This is a genomic window from Rhizobium sp. 862_C5_N1_2, assembly GCF_051811205.1.
Taxonomy (GTDB): Bacteria; Pseudomonadota; Alphaproteobacteria; order Rhizobiales; family Rhizobiaceae; genus Rhizobium; species Rhizobium leguminosarum.
The window spans coordinates 3,766,085-3,784,121 of sequence record NZ_JBPWPT010000001.1; the positions used below are offsets into that span (position 1 = coordinate 3,766,085).

Consider the following 18,037-nt stretch of genomic DNA (forward strand, 5'->3'; position numbering starts at 1 on the left):
TGCGACGGAAGATTGCCTGGGTAGTGGCGATGACGAAAGAAAATTACGTTGCGCCGTCTTATTTTTTTTATTGATTGCGTAGTTCAATTTCCGTGATGTGTCGCAGGCGACAACCTTGATCCTGCGAAGCTTTGGCGTAATGTCCGCTGCGGACTTGCCACCCCCTTCCTTTCTCACGGTTTCCCCACATGTTCTTTGCTTCCGATAACTGGGCCGGCGCCCACAAATCCATTGCCGAACGTCTGCTGACGGAATCGACCGGCTTTGCCGCCGCCTATGGCGCCGGTGATCTCGACAGAAAGGTCGAAGCCCGTTTTTCCGAGATCTTCGAGCGTGAGGTTTCGATCTTCTTCGTCGCCACCGGCACGGCCGCCAACTCGCTGTCGCTGGCAAGCGTCCAGCGCCCCGGCGGCATCACCTTCTGCCATTCCGAGGCCCATGTGATCGAGGATGAATGCGGTGCGCCGGAATTTTTCTCCGGCGCCGCCCGCCTCGTTGCCGTTGACGGCGAAGCCGGCAAGATCGACCCGGCGAAACTTTCGGCGAAGATCGCAAGCTTTCCCGAGGACGCCGTCCATCACGGCCGCGCCAGCGCCGTGACCATCACCCAGGCGACCGAGATCGGCACCGTCTATTCCCTGCCGGAGATCGGTGAGATCGCCGCCATATCAAGGAAGCGTAATCTGCCGCTCCACATGGATGGCGCCCGCTTCGCCAACGCCCTGGTTGCACTCGGCGCCACCCCGGCCGAAATGACCTGGAAGCGCGGCGTCGACATGCTGTCCTTCGGCGGCACCAAGAACGGCTGCTGGTGTGCCGAAGCGATCATCTTCTTCAATCCGGATCAAGCCCGGGAAATGCCGTTCATCCGCAAGCGCGCCGCCCAGCTCTTCTCCAAGTCGCGTTTCATCGCCGCCCAGTTCGATGCCTATTTCGAAGACGGTCTCTGGCTCGATCTCGCCCGTCATTCGAACGGCATGGCCGACCGGCTGCGCGCCGGTATCGGCACGAGCAACTCGGCTCGCCTCGCCTGGCCGACCGCATCCAACGAAGTCTTTGCTGTGGTCAGCAAAAGTGCCGCAAAAATTGCGGAGGAAAAGGGGGCCAAATTTTACGAGTGGCCGGTCCCGGCGGCAACGCCCGAACTCGTTTCCGAAAGCGAAACCCTGATCCGTCTCGTCACCAGCTTCGCGACCACCGAAGCGGATGTCGATGGCTTCTTGAAGTGCCTGGCCGCCTGATCGCCTGCTCGAAAGGCCTGCCGGCTTGGCAGGCCGTTCGGTGACGGGCAAGGATTCACGCCGACCTCAGTCCCCTCACCTTTTGCAGAATATCCTCCGACAGTGCTGAAACCAGTGCCTGGTCGGCTCCCTTACGCGGCACCAGCACGAATTCCACGTCCTCCAGCACCGGAAGTCTTCCCGCAGCGATCTCCTTCAGGCCTGATGGTGCCATGCTGCGCGGCTGCACCAGCACGCCCATCCCGGCTCGCGCCGCTGCCGTCAACCCGCTCAGGCTGCCGCAGGTGCAGACGATCCGCCACGGCACCCTGTTTCGCCCGAGCGCTTCGAGCGCGATCACCCGTGTGACGCTCGGCGGCGGAAAGGCGATCAGCGGCAGAGGCCCTGAGGCGAGCACGCGCTCGGGATCGCGCGCCAGCCAGACGAGCGGCTCGCGATATACGAGTTTTCCGCGCGCATCGCCGAGCCGACGCTTGGCGAGCACCAGATCGATCTCGCCATTGTCCTGCATCTCGTAAAGCACACCGGAAAGCGCAACCGTCAACTCCAGGTCGACCGATGGATGCGAACGCACGAAATCCTCCAGCACCGCCGGCAGCTGACTGGTGACGAAATCCTCCGATACGCCGAGCCGCAGACTGCCGCGCAGGCTGTTGCTCTTAAACAGCGACTGCACCTGCCCCTCGATCGAAAGCATGGCGCGCGCATGCGACAGCAGTGCCTCGCCATCGCCGGTCAACATCACCTTATGGGTGTCGCGCGCCAGCAGCCTGCGCCCGAGCGCCGTCTCCAGCCGCTGGATGTGCTGGCTGACCGTCGACTGCCCGAGGCCGAGCCTTTCTGCGGCGAGCGTGAAACTGCCCATCTGCTCGACGGCGACGAAACTGCGCAATTGCGAAAGGTCCAGCATGATCCATATTCTCGATAACTGTTATTCCTTGCATCCTGGATCATAATGGACGACAGAACAATGACTGTTTTATCACGCCGCGAGATCGCCATGCGCCGCTTTCTGCCCGATACATTCACCATCCTGCTCGTCTGCACCGTCATCCTCGCGTCGTTGCTGCCGGCAAGCGGCACATTCGCGGATTATTTCGGTATCGCCACTGACCTTGCCATCGCGCTGCTGTTCTTCCTGCATGGCGCGCGCCTGTCGCGCGACGTCGTCATATCAGGCCTGCTGCACTGGCGCCTGCATCTCGTCATCCTGCTGACCACCTTCGGCATTTTCCCGCTGCTCGGCATGGCGCTCGGGCTGATCCCCGACACGATCCTGCCGCAGCCGCTTTATCTCGGCATCCTCTTCCTCTGCGTGCTGCCGTCGACGGTGCAGTCGTCGATTGCCTTCACCTCGATGGCGGGCGGCAACGTACCGGCCGCCATCTGCTCGGCCTCGGCATCCAACATTTTCGGCATGTTCCTGACACCGCTGCTCGTCGGCCTGCTGTTTTCCGTCGGCGGCCATGGCGGCTTCTCCTTCGATGCATTAGAGCAGATCCTGCTGCAGCTGCTTGCCCCCTTCATTGTCGGCCAGATCCTGCAGCCCTGGATCGGCGACTGGATCCGCGCCAAGAAGAAGATCCTGATGCCTGTCGACCGCGGCTCGATCCTGATGGTCGTCTATCTCGCCTTCAGCACGGCGGTCGTCGAGGGCCTGTGGCACACCTTTTCGATCGCCGATATCGCCGTCGTCATCGTCGCCGACATGGTTTTGCTGGCGATTGTCCTGGTGCTGACGATGTTCGGCAGCCGCTGGCTGGGCTTCAACAAGGCCGACGAGATCACCATCACCTTCTGCGGCTCGAAGAAGAGCCTCGCGAGCGGCGTACCGATGGCGAACGTCATCTTCGCCGGCCAGTCGATCGGCGCGATCGTGCTGCCGCTGATGCTGTTCCACCAGATCCAGCTGATGGTCTGCGCCGTCATCGCCCAGAAATACGCCGCCGCCGCGGCCCGCCGTGCAACGGACAAGGAAATCGACGAAGCCGCCAGCCCGGCATGAAGCATGTCGCGCAAAACTGTGCAGCGGTTTTGCGACAACGACATGCGTAAAAATAAGAGCTAAAGCGCGATGAGCGAATCTGAAAGATCGCGACGCGCTTCAAGCCGAAACAAAAAACGGCGCCCCATAGGAGCGCCGTTCATTTTATCCGATAAGGATCTGATTAGCCGTTGATGATCTGCGCTTCGATGGCTTTCGGAGCCTCGACCGGTTCTGCAGCAATCGTAATCTTGCGGGGCTTCATGGCCTCGGGAATATTTCGCAGAAGGTCGATGTGCAGCAGGCCGTTCTTCAGCGAAGCGGCGATCACCTCGACATGGTCGGCAAGCTGGAAGCGGCGCTCGAAGGCGCGCTTGGCAATGCCGCGGTAGAGGAATTCGCCGCTTTCGGCAGGTTCCTCGTTCTTTTCACCCTTCACGGACAGGACATGGGCATGGGCTTCGATCGAAAGTTCGGTCTCGTCGAAACCGGCAACCGCCATGGTGATGCGATAGGTGTTTTCACCGGTGCGCTCGATATTATAGGGCGGATAGGTCTGCGCCTGCTCCGGCTGGGCAAGGCTGTCGAGCATGGTGAAGAGCCGGTCGAAACCGACGGTCGAACGATAAAGGGGAGAGAAGTCTACGTGACGCATGATGTCCTCCTGTGGAAGCGACGTGTTGCGATGAAGTGCCCCTGAGACCCCATCTTTGGCGGCCTTGGGACGGTTGCGCGGGCCCTGTTCGGCACCCGCAGAAAGGAGATGGTGATGGGATTCGAGGAGTTCAAGACCTTTTCGGAATCGCCTTGATCAGCCCGTGAACCCCGCATGAACGACCGGTTCGGAGCGCGTTCAGGCACATTCGCCTAGAAATTTCCGCGTCGGGTGAATCTGGTCCCGATGGCTGAAGTGCATCCGTCCCTTCTTCTTCAGCCTCAACTTCGGCCGGCCGCGAGCACCCTCATGCTCCTGCCGGCCCTTTTCCTCCAGCCGGCCTTGCGAGCGCCACCGCTTTCCAATCCGGATGCCGTGCGCTATCCCTGAAGGCGAAGCAGTCAGCAGCGGCGCATTGGCAAAGTCATGGATCAGGTTCTCTATTCGACGCCCGACAATCCCGCCCCGGAAAACCGCACGGAGGGGTTCTTCGAAACCCATGACGGCCACCAGCTGCGTTACGCCGTCTTCCGCTCGAGCGCTCTGGTCGCCAAGGGCACGGTCGTCATCCTGCATGGCCGCAACGAATATATCGAGAAATATTTCGAGACGATCCGCGACCTGACGGCCAAAGGCCTCTGGGTCGCGACCTTCGATATGCGCGGCCAGGGCGGTTCGCCGCGGCTGCTGAAGAGCCGCAACCACGGCCACATTCGCCGCTTCGTCGATTACGAGCGTGATCTCGACACCTTCCTCGAAAGGGTGGTGTTGCCGGATACCCGCCTGCCCTTCTATCTGCTCGCGCATTCCACAGGCGGCCTGATTGCGCTGTCGGCCGCGCCCTATCTCACCACCCGTATCGATCGCATGGTGCTGTCGGCGCCCTTTATCGGCCTGACCGGCCAATCGGTCTCGCCTCGCGTCATCCGCGCTCTTGCAGGCACGCTGACGGCCCTCGGCCTTGGTTTTCTGCCGCTGACCTCGAAACTGAAGGAGCCGAACTTCAGCGACAATCCGCTGACCTCGGACGAACACCGGTTCGAGCGCAATGTTGCGATGATGAGGGCTCATCCGGAACTGACGCTCGGGCCGCCGACGGCCCGCTGGCTGATCGAGGCCTTTCGCACGATGGACCGGGTCACCTCGCCCTACCATCTCTTTTCCATCACCATCCCGACCATCGTCATCGCCCCGACGCGTGACGGTGTCGTGCCCTACACGGCGCAGGAGCGGCTTTCGCGTTATTTCCGCGCCGGCCAGCTGGTGCCGATCAACGGCGCCCGCCACGAGATCTTCCAGGAGCGCGATATCTACCGCGCTGCCGCCCTTGCGGCCTTCCACGCCTTCATTCCCGGCAGCGATGCCGAAGAAAACCAAGAAGTCGCCGCCCTCGGCACATGACCGGCCAGCATTGCTGACCGCGGAATCAGCACGGCGGGATCACCGCTGCAGAACGGCGATCGCCTGTTCGTAGACCGCCCGGCTGCCGGCGGCGATGATCGAGCCGCCGTTCTCAGGCCGTCCGCCGTCCCAGGTGGTGATGATGCCGCCTGCCCCCTCGATGACGGGAATGATGCCGCCGACGTCATAGGGTTTCAGACTGTTTTCGATGACGAGATCGATATGGCCGGCGGCAAGCAACGCATAGGCATAGCAGTCGCAGCCGTAGCGGAAGAGCCGCACCTGGCTCTCGATCTCGCGGTATTTCTCCATCTCCTCGCCGACAAAGAGATGCGGCGAGGTGGTGAACAGGATGGCGTTCGAAAGCGCATCACACTGGCGCGTCGCCAGCCGCCGCTCGCCCTCCGGCCCGGTATAGATCGAGCCGTTCTGGTCGGCGAAATAGCGCTCGCCGGTAAAGGGTTGCTCGATCATGCCCATGATCGCCCTGCCATCCCTCTGCAGGCCGATCAGCGTTCCCCACACCGGCACACCGGAGATGAAGGCACGAGTGCCGTCGATCGGATCGATCACCCAGACATATTCGCGGTCGAGCCCGACATTGCCATGTTCCTCGCCGAGAATGCCGTGGCCGGGGAAACTCTCCTCGATCAGCGCCCGGATGGCGAGTTCGGCCGCCCGGTCACCTTCCGTCACCGGATCGAAACCGGAGGAAAGCTTGTTCGTGACATCGAGGCCGGAGCGGAAGCGCGGCAGCGTCTCGGCTCGGGCGGCTTCCGCCAGGCGGTTGAAAAACGAACGGTCAGGAAACATGATGGATCCGTTTGGCTGGCGGGAGTGGCGCTTTTCATAGCGAAAAGCAATGGGAATGCAAACGCAGCAGGCAATTTGGCTCTAACTGCCCAAAGATATCGCAGCGCAATATATTGCTTGACATTTGTGCAATGCAATAGTAGCGTCTCCATACAGTCTTCTGACTGTAAATACCCTCCTTGGGTGTTTCCTCCCTAGACTTAGCCGCGCTCACAAGCGCGGTTTTTTTTGGCCGGGAAGACGAAGGCCAGACGTCAGCGACATCGAAAAAGAGATCTATTCGGCGGCCAGCGCCCGCTCACCGGCAAATTTCTCAACATATTCCGCCATCTGCTGCATGAAGTCCGTGACCGCATCAGCCACCGCAGCGAAATCCTCGCGTTTCTCCAGAGTCAGCTCATCGACGTAGATCGCCCGGTTCACCTCGATCTGCAGCGCGTGAAGGCCGCGCGAGGGGCGGCCGTAATGTTCCGTGATGAAGCCGCCGGCATAGGGCTTGTTGCGGATCGCAGCAAAACCCATTTCCTCCAGGATGGCGATGGCAGCGCGCGAAAGTTCGGCCGAAGCGCTGGTGCCGTAGCGATCACCGATGATGAAATCAGGTCGCGCAGTGCTGCCGGCGACGCGCACATTGCCGGGCATCGAGTGGCAGTCGATCAGCACGCCGAAACCGAACTGCACATGCGTTCGCGCGATCAGCCGTCGAAGCGCCGCATGATAGGGCTTGTAGACCGCTTCGACGCGGTCGAGCCCCTCCTGCACCGGCAGGCGCCGCGCATAGATCTCCATGTTCTCGGCGACGATGCGCGGAATGGTGCCGAGCCCGCCGGCGACCCTGAGCGAATTGACATTGGCATAGGGCGGCAGCAACCCGTCGAACATCCGCGGATCGAGCTCATAAGGCTCGCGATTGACGTCGAGATAGGCGCGCGGAAAGTTGGCTGCCAGCAGCGGCGCGCCGAGTGCGACGGCCGAGCCGAAGAGCTCGTCGACATAGTGATCCTCGGAACGGCGGATGGCGATGCCCTCAAGCCTGGACTGAGCGATAAATTCCGGTGGATAAATGCGGCCGCTATGGGGGGAGTTGTAGACGAAAGGAATGGTCTGCGACACGGGCTCATGGACCTCAAAAAGCTCGTATTCGCGTATTTCCGGCACTTTCGGCCCTCTTTACCATGTCATGAACTGACTGCTTGGCCCATGTTGCCAGTTGCCCGGCCGCAAGTCCATACTATGTAGGAGGGATGGCGGTCACGCACAGACAATTCACCGGTTGTTTACCGGGTAAAGACTAGTGTAAACGGCTGGCAGCCCACCAAAAACCTATGGATCGCGGTCTGGATTGATGACTCAGAAGATACTTCTCGCCGAAGACGACAACGACATGCGCCGCTTCCTGGTGAAAGCGCTCGAAAAGGCCGGCTACAAGGTCCTTTCCTATGACAATGGCGCCAGCGCCTATGACCGGCTGCGCGAGGAGCCGTTTTCCCTGCTGCTGACCGATATCGTCATGCCCGAGATGGACGGCATCGAGCTGGCGCGACGCGCCACCGAGCTCGACCCCGACCTGAAGGTGATGTTCATCACCGGTTTTGCCGCGGTGGCGCTCAACCCTGATTCGAAGGCGCCGAAGGATGCCAAGGTCCTTTCGAAGCCTTTTCACCTGCGCGATCTCGTCGATGAGGTCAACAAGATGCTTGCCGCGTAAGGCTTGCCGGGCGGCGCGTCACAAAACTGAAAAAAGCCTATTGACGGCTCCGAAGGTTTTGTGATCTATGCGCCGCCATCGGATGGGCGTGTAGCTCAGCGGGAGAGCACTACGTTGACATCGTAGGGGTCACAGGTTCAATCCCTGTCACGCCCACCATCCGATCTCCCTGACATTGTTGACAAATCCCCGCTTTGGGGATTTTCTGCTTCCTGAGCCTGGCAGGCGCTCCAGATCCAGCGCTTTGCGGAGCGAGGGCTTGCGCGTGATTGGTCCTCGACCATGATCCGGGCCGGATTCAATGGCTGTGGGATAGCCCCACACGGGGAAATAGGGGGACATATGACGCAAAGGACGCGGACACGGAAAGCGATATCCATAATCCTCGGCCTCGCCCTGGTTGCGGCTGGCCTCCTCGGTTTCGGTTATATGCAGTTTCATGTCGTCGAACCCATTAGCATCAAGTTTTGGCTGATTCCGATCACGATCTTCGCGGCTGGGGTAGCGATCCTCTGGGACGATTTCAAAAATCCCTAGCGAGACGACTGCTCTCCCCGTTCGACGCCCGAGCGACCGGCGGCAAGCTGGTGAAAGAGGGCAAATTGAGCAGTTCCAGCAAAAGCGCGTCTTCGTTGCTTCCCGTCGAGGCGACATTCGCCAGTCACCGATCACTGCCGGTGAGAAGCTGTGGCCCGACATCGGTATGTCCCGGGGCATTGTTCGGCTTTGTCCGATTCGTGCAGATTGCAGCGATGGCGTTTTCGCATATGAGGACGTGCTCACGCGATCATCAATTGCATACCGTTGCCGAAGTTCAGCCCCTCGTTGCTCAAGCATTCGGAAGCGCGAGCTTTGTGACGGACAGATGACGGGATTATGACAAAATGCGTGTGATTTCAGCAACATAGCCACGACAGCCTTCTGTCATGATTGATATCGTTATTGCGGCGCAACATCCCTTATGTAATTTCCGCGGCGAGGCAGGCACCGAGCCAAAAAGGTGCCGCTTCGGTCACACGGGGTGAAGACACGTAGGGACTGCCGAGCGCAGACGGTCTTCATCCTCTTGCATCTGAACTGGAGGTTATTCCATGAACATCAAGAGCCTTCTTCTCGGCTCCGCTGCTGCACTTGCAGCAGTATCCGGCGCTCAGGCTGCCGACGCTATCGTTGCTGCCGAGCCGGAACCGGTTGAATACGTTCGCGTCTGCGACGCTTACGGCACCGGCTACTTCTACATCCCCGGCACCGAAACCTGCCTCAAGATCAACGGCTACGTCCGTTTCCAGGTTGACGTTGCTCCGAACGCCAGCTCGATCGGCGCCGCCGGCGGTGGTTCTGTCCCCAACGACTCGGACTGGGATGCCCGTACGCGCGGTCAGGTTCAGTTTACGGCCAAGAGCGACACTGAATATGGTCCGCTGACCGGCGTCATCGTCATGCAGTTCAATGCTGACAACGCTTCTGCCCAGAAGGCCCAGCTGGACTCTGCTTACATCGACATCGCAGGTTTCCGCGCTGGTCTCTTTTACTCCTGGTGGGACGATGGTCTCTCCGGCGAAACGGACGATATCGGTTCTCCGGTAACGCTGCACAACTCTATCCGTTATCAGTACGAAACCGACGCCTTCTACGCTGGCATCAGCGTTGACGAGCTGGAAGACAGCCCGTTCTATGATGGCGAAACCGCCAACAACTTCGGCGTTGCAGTCGGCCTCGGCGGCAAGGCTGGAGCATTCAGCTACCAGATCACTGCTGGTTACGACACCGACAACGAAGAAGGTGCCGTCCGCGCCATGGGTACGGTTGCTGTCGGTCCGGGCACGCTCGGCCTCGCAGTCGTCTACGCGACCAACCCGAACGCCTATTACAACAAGGCTGAATGGGCCATCGCTGCAGAATACGCCATCAAGGCGACCGACAAGCTGAAGATCACCCCGGCCGTTCAGTACTACGACAACTACGGCATCACTGCTGGCGAGTTCAACGACGACGTTAACGCCTGGAAGGCCGGCGTAACGATCGACTACCAGATCGTTGAAAACCTCTCGGCAAAGGTTTCGGTTCAGTACCTCGATCCGGACAATGCTGAAGACGTAACCTCGGGCTACTTCCGCCTGCAGCGCGCGTTCTGATAAAAGGCTGCCGGCTAGAACAGGATGTCGTCCGAAAACCGCTCACACTTTTCGGCATCATGCTCTGGACCGGCAGCTACAAATTCCTGATCTGACTGACCTCCGATCGGGAAAGAATGGGCCTGGACTTCCCTGCCTGGGCCCATTCCCCTTGACCAGAAGTGCGTCCAAGATGGCAGGCGCGCGATGAGCGCCTTGCTACTGTCGCGTCACATCGGTTCGTTGCCGATGTCCGGCAGCCTATGTCATTGCTGGACCCTGTAACCAGCAGGCTCAACCAACTTTTGACTCACCTGCCGCCGATCGCCGAGCGAGCCCGGCAGCCGACGAATTTTTGTCCCCCTGGAATAATGGAGCCAAATTCGGACACAGAGCCATGCCATGGCGAACCGAGGATGAGGTGGTGATTCGCCTCGACAGGACATGGGGTTTTGAGATCGAAATGAAGTTATCCGCGCTTGCCGCCGCCGCAATTTTTTCCGCTGCCTTCGCCTTGCCGGCCTCTGCCGCGCCGGCCGCACCCGCCGAGACCTTTCCCGGCGCGCCTGGCGTCATCACGCTTTCCGGCAAATGCGCCAAGCTTGTTGTCGCCAAGTTCGACGCCACCAAGGGCTGCAAGAACGAGCTTGCCAGCGTCACCCTGGTCAATGGCCTGGTGACCTTCATCTTCACTTCGGACGGCAAGGCGCTCGGCTTCCAGGGCGACGGCGGCGGCATCAAGCCCGCCTCCAACGGCAATGCCCGCCTGCCGCTCAGCCTCGTCACCACGGGTGTCGGTAACAAGATGACCGGGGAGGTCAAGGTTGCCGGCTTCTGCACCTTCGGCAATCCCTATGCCGGCAAGCCGATTGCGATCGAATGCACCGCAGAAAGCAAGGACTCCTCCTTCACCGGCAGCTTCCGTACCGGCGGCAAGCTGGTGAAAAAAGGCAAATAGCCAGAGCAACTCCAGCAAAAGTGCGCAGCGGTTTTGCGTCGGGAATCGCCTGAAAACAAAGCGAGAGCTTTTCCGTGCATTCGAGAATGGAAATGCTCTACAGCGCCGCGCGTCTTTTCAGACGCGCAAAGGACGCTGTAGCATTTTCAATTGCCGTCAGGCGCACCAGGCGCTGCCGGCAGCCCCCGGCTTGCGTGCCAGTCCCTCATTGATCAGCTGCGCGCCGAAAGAGCGCCCGTCGCGCGAGACGACGCGCGGTGCGCCTGAGGACTCGGTCTTGCCTGCGGCATTCATGGTGAACGGTCCGGCGTTCAGAAGTGCCAGCAGCCGTGACTTGGCGGCAAAGGCCACCCTGCGTTCGCCGTCACAGCGGGCCTGGTCGACGACAGGGCTTGCCATGTCGGCGATCACGATCTTCTCGCCCTTGTACCAGAAGACGCCGCCATCGCCGACGCAATTGATATGGGCGCCCTGCCCGCAATAACCGAAAGCGACCCTCCCGGTTTCCGAAACGGCGGGAGAGGCCGGGGACGGCACTGCCTTTATCGGCTGGATCATCGGCGTCGGGATCGCGGCCGGCGGCAGCGGCTGCGACTGTGGCACCGGCGATACGGCTTCCGGCGTGGGTGCGGCAAGCGCCACCTGCTTCGGCGGCACGTCCTTCCTGACGAGGGGTTTCGGCTCCGCCGTTTCCCGCGTGATCGGCGCCGATTGCCTTGCAAGCATCGGCTGGATGCTCTTCCAATGGTCGTGAGCGACGATGCCGCCGATCGCGGCAATGCCGATCACCGCCCAGGGCAGCAATCCGCCACCGCTGCTGCGCGCTTTGCTCTTTCCTCTGGCCGGCGCCTTGCGGCGGCCGCGTGTCGCTGTCTTGGCCATCTGTCCGATTCCCGTGAGGCCGGGATTATCGCTGCCCAATCCTTTCCGAAAGGTTGGCGCGGCGACAGGATGATGCCTGGTTCGGCGATCTTTTCCTCCAATGACAGGAAAGCGCCGGGGCGCACCGGCGGGGCCCGTGCGGCGCCTGAAACACACGACGAGGAAAAAGCTGAACAAATTCCGCGCTTACACGTTAGCCAGCGAAAAATTCCATCTATTCTAGGGGAAAAATCCATGGAACTCATCATCGCCGACATGATACCGGCGTCGCGCATCCACTATCCGGTCATCTTCGCTCGTCTGCTCGGCGCCATCGTCTTCGGCGCACTGATTGGATTCGAGCGCGAGGCACGCGACCGCCCGGCAGGCTTCCGCACCCATATTCTGATCAGTCTTGCTGCGGCCCTCTTTGCCATCATCTCGATCGAGGCAGTGCACATGCCGGGTTTCGCCGATGACGAGCAGGTGCGTATCGATCCGCTGCGTGTCATCGAAGCCGTAACCGCCGGCGTCGCTTTCCTCGCCGCCGGCATGATCGTCTTTGCCAGAGGTCGGGTGCACGGGCTGACGACGGGCGCCGGCATGTGGCTCTCCGGCGCGATCGGCCTCGCCATGGGCTTCGGCTATTGGCCGATCGCCTTCTTCACGACGCTCGCCGCCATCTGTGTGCTCTTCGCTTTCGGTAAGCTCGAGCAACGGTTCGGCTTTAACTCCGGACAGCGTATCGATCGGGATGACCATCAATAGAAAAACAAAACGCCCGGCATCATGCCGGGCGTTCGTATCAGTGTGACTGTCTGCTGGTCATTCGGAGCGTGCGGCCGAAGGATCGTTTTTCCCAACCGATGCCGTACCGCCGATGGACGAAAGCGGCTTCTGGCGTTCGCCGATGCCGATATTGATGCGCTCGTCCGCCGCCTCGCGTACGGCCTGCCATTCACTTTCGTGCCGGATGAAGATCTCGCGGGGCACAAAGTCGATCGTCATATGTTCCTCACCCTGTTTCAAATCTACCGTCAGCGCCAAAGAGGCCTCCGGAATATCCGTTATTTCTTGGTGTCAGCATTGCCTTTGATGTCGGGACCACCCTTGGAAAGGTCTGCGCCGGTAACATGGGCCGGCACGTGAATGTCGTGATAGACGCCGGGCGTCAGGGTCAGATCGACATGATGCGGCGGCAGCACCTGCGCCTTCTGCATGCGGTTTGGCTTCGCCCGCTTCATGCGGTCGGACGCCTCCGTGCGCTTGTCGGGAACATGGGTCGAAGTGTGCATCATCGGCCTCCTTTTTTAAGCTCAACAGTGCCTAACGGACGGGCATCAGGATGGTTCCAAAAAAATTACCCAATCTCGATATGCCTGTCGGCCTTGACTGGCCCGGGAAGCTCATTACCTAGAGCCTATCCTGCAGCCTTCCAGACATCGGCTGACGGGGGAACTTTGGTGCCGGGCCCCTCTGGCGAGAGTTTTACGGCGCTCTCGTGATGTCGGTACCGCCTGCAGCTAAGCCGGCGGATTTTACATCGATGAACAAGCTCACCATGCCTGACCCGCATGCCCGTTATGGCATGTCGCGTTTTTCCAATATATCACCCCTCTTGAATGCGATTTGCGGCCGCGAGGTGCGGCCATGAACCAGTCCGTGACCCATAAATCTTCGCTCAGCTATTTCCGCTGGGCTTTCATCGTTACTGCCCTCGGCCTCGTTCTCGGCGCCGTGCTCGGCTGGCAGACGACCGGCACGATCGGCGGCATGGCGACCGTCTTCTTCATCTGCACGGTGCTTGCAGTGCTGGAGATATCGCTTTCCTTCGACAATGCCATCGTCAACGCCAACAAGCTGAAGGAGATGACGCCAGTCTGGCAGAAGCGCTTCCTCACCTGGGGCATCATCATCGCCGTCTTCGGCATGCGCATCGTCTTCCCGCTGGCGATCGTCGCGATCGCGGCACAGATCGGCCCCTGGGATGCTCTGGTGCTTGCCGCCCGCGAGCCGGCCGCATATGCCCGCATCATGAACGACGCGCACCTGCCGATCGCAGCCTTCGGCGGCACCTTCTTGATGATGGTCGGGCTCAACTACTTCTTCAATCACGAGAAGCAGGTGCACTGGATAGGCGGTCTTGAAAAGATGATGGCGCGTTCCGCCACCATCAAGGGTATCGAGATCGCCTTCGTGCTGGCGCTGATGCTAGTTTTCTCCTGGCTGATCGGCGGTGAGGAAGCTACCGTCTTCGTCCATTGCGCCATCTACGGCCTGCTCACCTTCCTCGCGGTCGAGGTGGTCGGCGGGCTGCTCGATGCCTCGCAGCAGACGATGAGTGCGGCCGCCAAGGGCGGCCTCGGCGCCTTCATCTATCTGGAGGTGCTGGACGCCAGCTTCTCCTTCGATGGCGTCATCGGCGCCTTTGCGCTGACGCAGAACCTCTTCGTCATCGCCATCGGCCTCGGCATCGGCGCCATGTACGTGCGCTCGATGACGATCATGCTGGTGGAGAAGGGAACGCTTGCCGAATACCGCTATCTCGAACATGGCGCCTTCTACGCCATCCTGATCCTCTCGGTGATCATGTATGCGCAGACCATGGTGCACATCCCCGAAGTCATCACCGGCCTCGGCGGCGCGGCACTGATCGGCCTGTCCCTCTGGTCATCCATCCGCCACAACAGGCGCGAAAAGGTCGAGGGTCACGTCGCCCGGCAGGAGGAGCTTCACGCCTGATTACGGACAAAAATAAAGCCCGCGACCATCCGGTTGCGGGCTAATTCATTCATGCATGGCTTGAAGGTGTTAGCGGGAGACCTGACCGAAGGAGGCTGGGTCGATACCGAGTTTCGTCAGATCGTTGGCGCGCGGGCGGCGACCAGCTTCGACAGCAGCGCTGACAGCATTTGCAGCACCAAGGACGGCGAATGCGCGGCCAAAGAAACCCGTACGGATTGAATTGCGGAGTGCGGACATTGTCCTTTTCCTTTTGCTCTATGATTGACCACTCATAGATGGCATCGCGCACAGACCTCCACAATGCTCAGAAAATCACCTCAGCCATGCAAAAAACAGCAGGCCGGCACATGTCTCCATGGCCGGCCTCGAGGGAGGGGGTGGGTCGTCTTTTTCTTCTTAGACCGCCGTGCGTCCTTTCGGACGCACAAAGGACGCTCTAACACTTTGAAATCTGCGCATCGTGCTTTCCGAAAATCGATTCCGATTTCGGGCCGATGCGCTAGTCTTCGTTTGCCGCCAGCTGCGACAGCACCTGGCCCCTGCCGCGCAGCCGCAGAATCAGCGGGATGAGGAAGGCGGCGGCTGCAACGATGAGCAGACCCGCCGCGATCGGCGACATCACCAGCGTCGTCACATCGCCCTGGCTGATCGCCAGCGCCCGGCGCAGCTGCTGTTCGGCAAGCGGCCCGAGGATCAGGCCGACGACGGTAGGCGCAATCGGATAGCCGAAGAGCCGCATCACATAGCCGAGCAGGCCAAAAGTGAGCAGCATGCCGAGCTCGAACACCGATGGATTGGCGCCGATTGTCCCAAGCGTCGCAAACAGCAGGATGCCGGCATAGAGCCACGGCTTTGGAATGGTCAGCAACCGCACCCAGAGCCCGATCATCGGCAGGTTCAGCACCAAAAGCATCGCATTGGCGATGAGCAGGCTGGCGATCAGTCCCCAGACGAGCTGCGGATTGGTGGCAAACAGCAACGGCCCCGGCTGCAGGCCGTATTGCTGGAAGCCGGCGAGCATGATCGCCGCCGTCGCCGTCGTCGGCAGGCCGAGTGTCAGAAGCGGCACCAATGTGCCGGCGGCCGAGGCGTTGTTCGCCGCCTCAGGACCGGCCACGCCTTCGATTGCGCCATGGCCGAACTCTTCCGGGTTCTTCGCCAGCCGCTTTTCGGTGGCATAGGAGAGGAAGGTGCCGATTTCGGCGCCGCCAGCCGGCATCGCACCGATCGGGAAACCGATCAACGTGCCGCGCAGCCACGGCTTCCACGAGCGCGACCAGTCCTCAGCGGTCATCCAGAGCGAACCCTTGACCGCCTCGACCTTCTCCGCGATCCGGTTGCCCTGCGCGGCGATATAAAGCGTCTCGCCGATCGCAAACATCGCCACCGCCAGCGTCGTCACCTCGACACCGTCGAGCAGGTCGGGGATGCCGAAGGAAAGTCGCGCCTGCCCGGTCTGCTGGTCGATGCCGACCATGGCGAGCGCAAAGCCGATGAACAGCGAGGTCAGGCCCCGCAAGGCGGAGTCGCCGAAGGCCGAGGAGACGGTGACGAAGGCAAGCACCATCAACGCGAAATATTCGCGCGGCCCGAAGACCAGCGCCAGTTTGACGATATAGGGAGCGATGAAGGCAAGCCCGAGCGTCGCAATCAGGCCGGCGACGAAGGAGCCGATCGCCGCCGTCGCCAGCGCCGGTCCGCCGCGCCCGGCGCGCGCCATCTTGTTGCCCTCGAGCGCGGTGACGATCGAGGCGCTTTCACCCGGCGTGTTGAGCAGGATCGAGGTCGTCGAACCGCCATACATGCCGCCGTAATAGATGCCGGCGAACATGATCAGCGAGCCGCCGGGATCGAGTTTGTAGGTGACGGGCAATAGCAGCGCCACGGTGAGGGCCGGGCCGATGCCGGGAAGCACGCCGACGGCGGTGCCGAGCGTCACGCCGACCAGCGCATAAACCAGGTTCATCGGCTGCATCGCAACCAGGATACCCTGCCATAGGAATTCGAATGTGCTCATCTTGGTGTCCCAAGCGGCGTTCCCGACCATCCGATTTCGGGGTCAGGCGCCGCGCAAAATCAAAAGAGCTGACAGCGCGTCCGCGCGGTCAGAAGAACAGATGTTCGAGCGGGCCGGCCGGCAGCGTCAGTTGCAGCAGCTGCGAGAAGATCGCCCAGACGACGAAGCTGAGGACTATGCCAAGCGGCAGCGAGATCCATAGCTTGCGTTTGCCGAAGCCGCGTGCCGTCAGCGCGAAGAGGATGCCGGTCGCGATCGAGAAGCCGGCGACGCGCAAAAGCAGCATCTGGCCGGCAAGACCGGCGACGATCCAGATGACGGGTGCGACTTCCTGCCGGTCACGTTCGGGAAAATCGCCGCGCCAGGCTTCGAAGGCAGTCCAGATCCCGAGACAGAAGAGGCCGAACGCCACCACTTGAGGCACTGTTGCCGGGCCGATGCGGTCGTACTGCGCGATCGTTTTCAGATGCAAGGCATCCCAGCCCATCACGCCGGCGACGACGAACAGGAAAACGGCAATGATGAACGCCGCCCAATCAGGGCGGCGCTCGGTCGCCGAGGAGGTGTTGTCCTCGCTCATTGAACAAGTCCGATATCTTTGAGAATGCCTTCAGTGGCGGAGACATCCTTCTCGAGCTGCGCCTTGAAGGCATCGCCGGAGAGATAGGTGTCGGCCCAGCCCTTGGTCTTCAGGGTTTCCTGCCAGGTTGCGGAGCTGTGCAGCTTCTCGAAATCGGCAGTGACGCTTGCCACCTGCTCGGCCGACAGGCCGGGGGCTGCGGCGACCATGCGCCAGTTCTGGATGGTGACGTCGGTGCCGGCTTCCTTCAGCGTCGGGGCATCGACGCCGTCGATACGCTTGTCGCTGGATACGGCGAGAAGACGGAGCGTGCCTGACTTCACCTGCGATTCGAACTCGCTATAGCTCGACACGCCGGCCGTGACCTGGCCACCGAGAATGGCGGCGAGCGCTTCACCGCCGCCGGAGAAGGCGACATAGTTGATCTTGGTCGGATCGACGCCGGAAGCCTTGGCGATCAAGCCGACGGTGATGTGGTCGGTGCCGCCGGCAGAACCGCCACCCCAGGAAACCGCACCCGGATCCTTCTTCAGCGCCGCGACCAGATCGGCCATCGTCTTGATCTCGGACGCGGCAGGAACAACGACGGCCTCATACTCGCCGGTCAGACGGGCAATCGGCGTGACATCCTTGAGCGTCACCGGCGACTTGTTGGTGAGGATCGCGCCGACCATGACATAGCCGCCGACGATCAGCGAATTCGGGTTGCCGGCAGCCTGGCTGCTGAACTGCGCAAGGCCGATGGTGCCGCCGGCGCCGGGGACGTTCTGGACCTGCACGTTGCCGGAGATCTTCTCCTGCTGCAGCGCGGTCTGCAGCGAACGAGCCGTCTGGTCCCAGCCGCCGCCGGGAGCGGCCGGCGCGATGATGGTGTAATCGGCCGCATAGGCCGGCAGCGCGATAGTCGCGGCAAGAAGAGTTGCGATGAACGTATGCTTCACGATGTGTCCTCCGTGGCGG

Annotated in this window: 20 protein-coding genes and 1 tRNA gene; 10 read left to right on the forward strand and 11 right to left on the reverse strand. The window is 61.1% G+C overall.

The annotated features are described in order from the left end of the window. Positions 1-188: 188 nt before the first annotated feature. Positions 189-1,241: a threonine aldolase family protein gene (locus tag ACD590_RS18775; RefSeq protein ID WP_130759011.1), complete on the forward strand. Its 1,053-nt coding sequence runs from the start codon at positions 189-191 to the stop codon at positions 1,239-1,241. A 55-nt stretch (positions 1,242-1,296) separates the two neighbouring features. Here the strand turns inward: ACD590_RS18775 and ACD590_RS18780 are convergent, their stop codons facing one another. Beyond that, a complete protein-coding gene (locus ACD590_RS18780) occupies positions 1,297-2,151 on the reverse strand; it encodes a LysR substrate-binding domain-containing protein (RefSeq protein ID WP_028733984.1) in 855 nt (284 codons plus the stop codon). A 45-nt stretch (positions 2,152-2,196) separates the two neighbouring features. Between ACD590_RS18780 and ACD590_RS18785 the strand changes: the two genes are divergently transcribed. Continuing rightward, a complete protein-coding gene (locus ACD590_RS18785) occupies positions 2,197-3,246 on the forward strand; it encodes a bile acid:sodium symporter family protein (protein WP_018243540.1) in 1,050 nt (349 codons plus the stop codon). Positions 3,247-3,409: 163 nt separating this feature from the next. Here ACD590_RS18785 and ACD590_RS18790 read toward each other — a convergent pair whose 3' ends face one another. Then, positions 3,410-3,880: an Hsp20 family protein gene (locus ACD590_RS18790; protein ID WP_018243541.1), complete on the reverse strand. Its 471-nt coding sequence runs from the start codon at positions 3,878-3,880 to the stop codon at positions 3,410-3,412. A gap of 426 nt (positions 3,881-4,306) precedes the next feature. Between ACD590_RS18790 and ACD590_RS18795 the strand changes: the two genes are divergently transcribed. Further along, a complete protein-coding gene (locus tag ACD590_RS18795) occupies positions 4,307-5,281 on the forward strand; it encodes an alpha/beta fold hydrolase (RefSeq protein ID WP_018243543.1) in 975 nt (324 codons plus the stop codon). A 39-nt stretch (positions 5,282-5,320) separates the two neighbouring features. On the opposite strand, the gene hisN is transcribed toward ACD590_RS18795, so the two are convergent. Further along, positions 5,321-6,094 carry a histidinol-phosphatase gene (gene hisN / locus ACD590_RS18800; RefSeq protein ID WP_018243544.1) on the reverse strand — a complete coding sequence of 258 codons (774 nt, stop codon included), beginning with the start codon at positions 6,092-6,094 and terminating at the stop codon, positions 5,321-5,323. A 276-nt stretch (positions 6,095-6,370) separates the two neighbouring features. Further along, complete coding sequence (locus ACD590_RS18805) at positions 6,371-7,252, reverse strand: N-formylglutamate amidohydrolase (protein WP_011653502.1); 882 nt, start codon at positions 7,250-7,252, stop codon at positions 6,371-6,373. 187 nt (positions 7,253-7,439) lie between these two features. Here ACD590_RS18805 and cpdR1 point away from each other — a divergent pair, with 187 nt between their 5' ends. The 5 genes from cpdR1 to ACD590_RS18830 all read left to right on the forward strand — a co-directional run bounded on the left by cpdR1 (position 7,440) and on the right by ACD590_RS18830 (position 10,874). Continuing rightward, positions 7,440-7,802 carry a response regulator CpdR1 gene (gene cpdR1 / locus ACD590_RS18810; protein ID WP_003542883.1) on the forward strand — a complete coding sequence of 121 codons (363 nt, stop codon included), beginning with the start codon at positions 7,440-7,442 and terminating at the stop codon, positions 7,800-7,802. An 84-nt stretch (positions 7,803-7,886) separates the two neighbouring features. Beyond that, positions 7,887-7,961 (forward strand) — tRNA-Val (locus ACD590_RS18815). A gap of 183 nt (positions 7,962-8,144) precedes the next feature. Then, positions 8,145-8,339, forward strand: a complete 195-nt coding sequence (locus tag ACD590_RS18820) for a hypothetical protein (protein ID WP_018446075.1) — start codon at positions 8,145-8,147, stop codon at positions 8,337-8,339. Between the two features lie 554 nt (positions 8,340-8,893). Next, entirely contained in the window at positions 8,894-9,937 is a 1,044-nt protein-coding gene (locus tag ACD590_RS18825) for a porin (protein ID WP_112905131.1), read from the forward strand. 442 nt (positions 9,938-10,379) lie between these two features. Beyond that, positions 10,380-10,874, forward strand: a complete 495-nt coding sequence (locus ACD590_RS18830) for a hypothetical protein (protein ID WP_026230610.1) — start codon at positions 10,380-10,382, stop codon at positions 10,872-10,874. A gap of 156 nt (positions 10,875-11,030) precedes the next feature. On the opposite strand, the gene ACD590_RS18835 is transcribed toward ACD590_RS18830, so the two are convergent. Beyond that, entirely contained in the window at positions 11,031-11,756 is a 726-nt protein-coding gene (locus ACD590_RS18835) for a hypothetical protein (RefSeq protein WP_112906667.1), read from the reverse strand. Between the two features lie 234 nt (positions 11,757-11,990). On the opposite strand from ACD590_RS18835, the gene ACD590_RS18840 reads away from it, so the two are divergent. Further along, the gene (locus tag ACD590_RS18840) at positions 11,991-12,503 is read left to right on the forward strand and encodes an MgtC/SapB family protein (RefSeq protein WP_439003152.1); all 513 of its coding nucleotides are present in this window, start codon (positions 11,991-11,993) and stop codon (positions 12,501-12,503) included. A gap of 57 nt (positions 12,504-12,560) precedes the next feature. Here the strand turns inward: ACD590_RS18840 and ACD590_RS18845 are convergent, their stop codons facing one another. Both ACD590_RS18845 and ACD590_RS18850 read right to left on the reverse strand, forming a co-directional pair. Further along, positions 12,561-12,743, reverse strand: a complete 183-nt coding sequence (locus tag ACD590_RS18845) for a hypothetical protein (RefSeq protein WP_439020942.1) — start codon at positions 12,741-12,743, stop codon at positions 12,561-12,563. 59 nt (positions 12,744-12,802) lie between these two features. Then, positions 12,803-13,033 carry a hypothetical protein gene (locus tag ACD590_RS18850; protein ID WP_018243551.1) on the reverse strand — a complete coding sequence of 77 codons (231 nt, stop codon included), beginning with the start codon at positions 13,031-13,033 and terminating at the stop codon, positions 12,803-12,805. 352 nt (positions 13,034-13,385) lie between these two features. Between ACD590_RS18850 and ACD590_RS18855 the strand changes: the two genes are divergently transcribed. After that, on the forward strand, positions 13,386-14,477 hold the full coding sequence (locus ACD590_RS18855; protein ID WP_439003153.1) for a DUF475 domain-containing protein: 1,092 nt from the start codon (positions 13,386-13,388) through the stop codon (positions 14,475-14,477). A gap of 69 nt (positions 14,478-14,546) precedes the next feature. Here ACD590_RS18855 and ACD590_RS18860 read toward each other — a convergent pair whose 3' ends face one another. From ACD590_RS18860 to ACD590_RS18875, 4 genes are all read right to left on the reverse strand, one after another. Beyond that, the gene (locus ACD590_RS18860) at positions 14,547-14,717 is read right to left on the reverse strand and encodes a hypothetical protein (protein ID WP_012758966.1); all 171 of its coding nucleotides are present in this window, start codon (positions 14,715-14,717) and stop codon (positions 14,547-14,549) included. 262 nt (positions 14,718-14,979) lie between these two features. Beyond that, positions 14,980-16,497, reverse strand: coding sequence for a tripartite tricarboxylate transporter permease (locus ACD590_RS18865; RefSeq protein ID WP_047622425.1), 1,518 nt, complete (start codon positions 16,495-16,497; stop codon positions 14,980-14,982). An 88-nt stretch (positions 16,498-16,585) separates the two neighbouring features. After that, positions 16,586-17,077 (reverse strand): tripartite tricarboxylate transporter TctB family protein, encoded by a 492-nt coding sequence (locus tag ACD590_RS18870; protein WP_439003154.1) that lies wholly within the window; start codon positions 17,075-17,077, stop codon positions 16,586-16,588. Then, positions 17,074-18,018, reverse strand: coding sequence for a Bug family tripartite tricarboxylate transporter substrate binding protein (locus ACD590_RS18875; protein ID WP_018243556.1), 945 nt, complete (start codon positions 18,016-18,018; stop codon positions 17,074-17,076). Before ACD590_RS18875 ends, ACD590_RS18870 begins: the two co-directional genes overlap by 4 nt. Between the last annotated feature and the right edge of the window lie 19 nt (positions 18,019-18,037).

Coding starts and splice junctions, on each gene's coding strand:
- ACD590_RS18775 (WP_130759011.1), top strand. CDS start 189: ATGTTCTTTGCTTCCGATAACTGGGCCGGCGCCCACAAATCCATTGCC.
- ACD590_RS18780 (WP_028733984.1), bottom strand. CDS start 2,151: ATGCTGGACCTTTCGCAATTGCGCAGTTTCGTCGCCGTCGAGCAGATG.
- ACD590_RS18785 (WP_018243540.1), top strand. CDS start 2,197: ATGGACGACAGAACAATGACTGTTTTATCACGCCGCGAGATCGCCATG.
- ACD590_RS18790 (WP_018243541.1), bottom strand. CDS start 3,880: ATGCGTCACGTAGACTTCTCTCCCCTTTATCGTTCGACCGTCGGTTTC.
- ACD590_RS18795 (WP_018243543.1), top strand. CDS start 4,307: ATGGATCAGGTTCTCTATTCGACGCCCGACAATCCCGCCCCGGAAAAC.
- hisN (WP_018243544.1), bottom strand. CDS start 6,094: ATGTTTCCTGACCGTTCGTTTTTCAACCGCCTGGCGGAAGCCGCCCGA.
- cpdR1 (WP_003542883.1), top strand. CDS start 7,440: ATGACTCAGAAGATACTTCTCGCCGAAGACGACAACGACATGCGCCGC.
- ACD590_RS18820 (WP_018446075.1), top strand. CDS start 8,145: ATGACGCAAAGGACGCGGACACGGAAAGCGATATCCATAATCCTCGGC.
- ACD590_RS18825 (WP_112905131.1), top strand. CDS start 8,894: ATGAACATCAAGAGCCTTCTTCTCGGCTCCGCTGCTGCACTTGCAGCA.
- ACD590_RS18830 (WP_026230610.1), top strand. CDS start 10,380: ATGAAGTTATCCGCGCTTGCCGCCGCCGCAATTTTTTCCGCTGCCTTC.
- ACD590_RS18835 (WP_112906667.1), bottom strand. CDS start 11,756: ATGGCCAAGACAGCGACACGCGGCCGCCGCAAGGCGCCGGCCAGAGGA.
- ACD590_RS18840 (WP_439003152.1), top strand. CDS start 11,991: ATGGAACTCATCATCGCCGACATGATACCGGCGTCGCGCATCCACTAT.
- ACD590_RS18845 (WP_439020942.1), bottom strand. CDS start 12,743: ATGACGATCGACTTTGTGCCCCGCGAGATCTTCATCCGGCACGAAAGT.
- ACD590_RS18850 (WP_018243551.1), bottom strand. CDS start 13,033: ATGATGCACACTTCGACCCATGTTCCCGACAAGCGCACGGAGGCGTCC.
- ACD590_RS18855 (WP_439003153.1), top strand. CDS start 13,386: ATGAACCAGTCCGTGACCCATAAATCTTCGCTCAGCTATTTCCGCTGG.
- ACD590_RS18860 (WP_012758966.1), bottom strand. CDS start 14,717: ATGTCCGCACTCCGCAATTCAATCCGTACGGGTTTCTTTGGCCGCGCA.
- ACD590_RS18865 (WP_047622425.1), bottom strand. CDS start 16,497: ATGAGCACATTCGAATTCCTATGGCAGGGTATCCTGGTTGCGATGCAG.
- ACD590_RS18870 (WP_439003154.1), bottom strand. CDS start 17,077: ATGAGCGAGGACAACACCTCCTCGGCGACCGAGCGCCGCCCTGATTGG.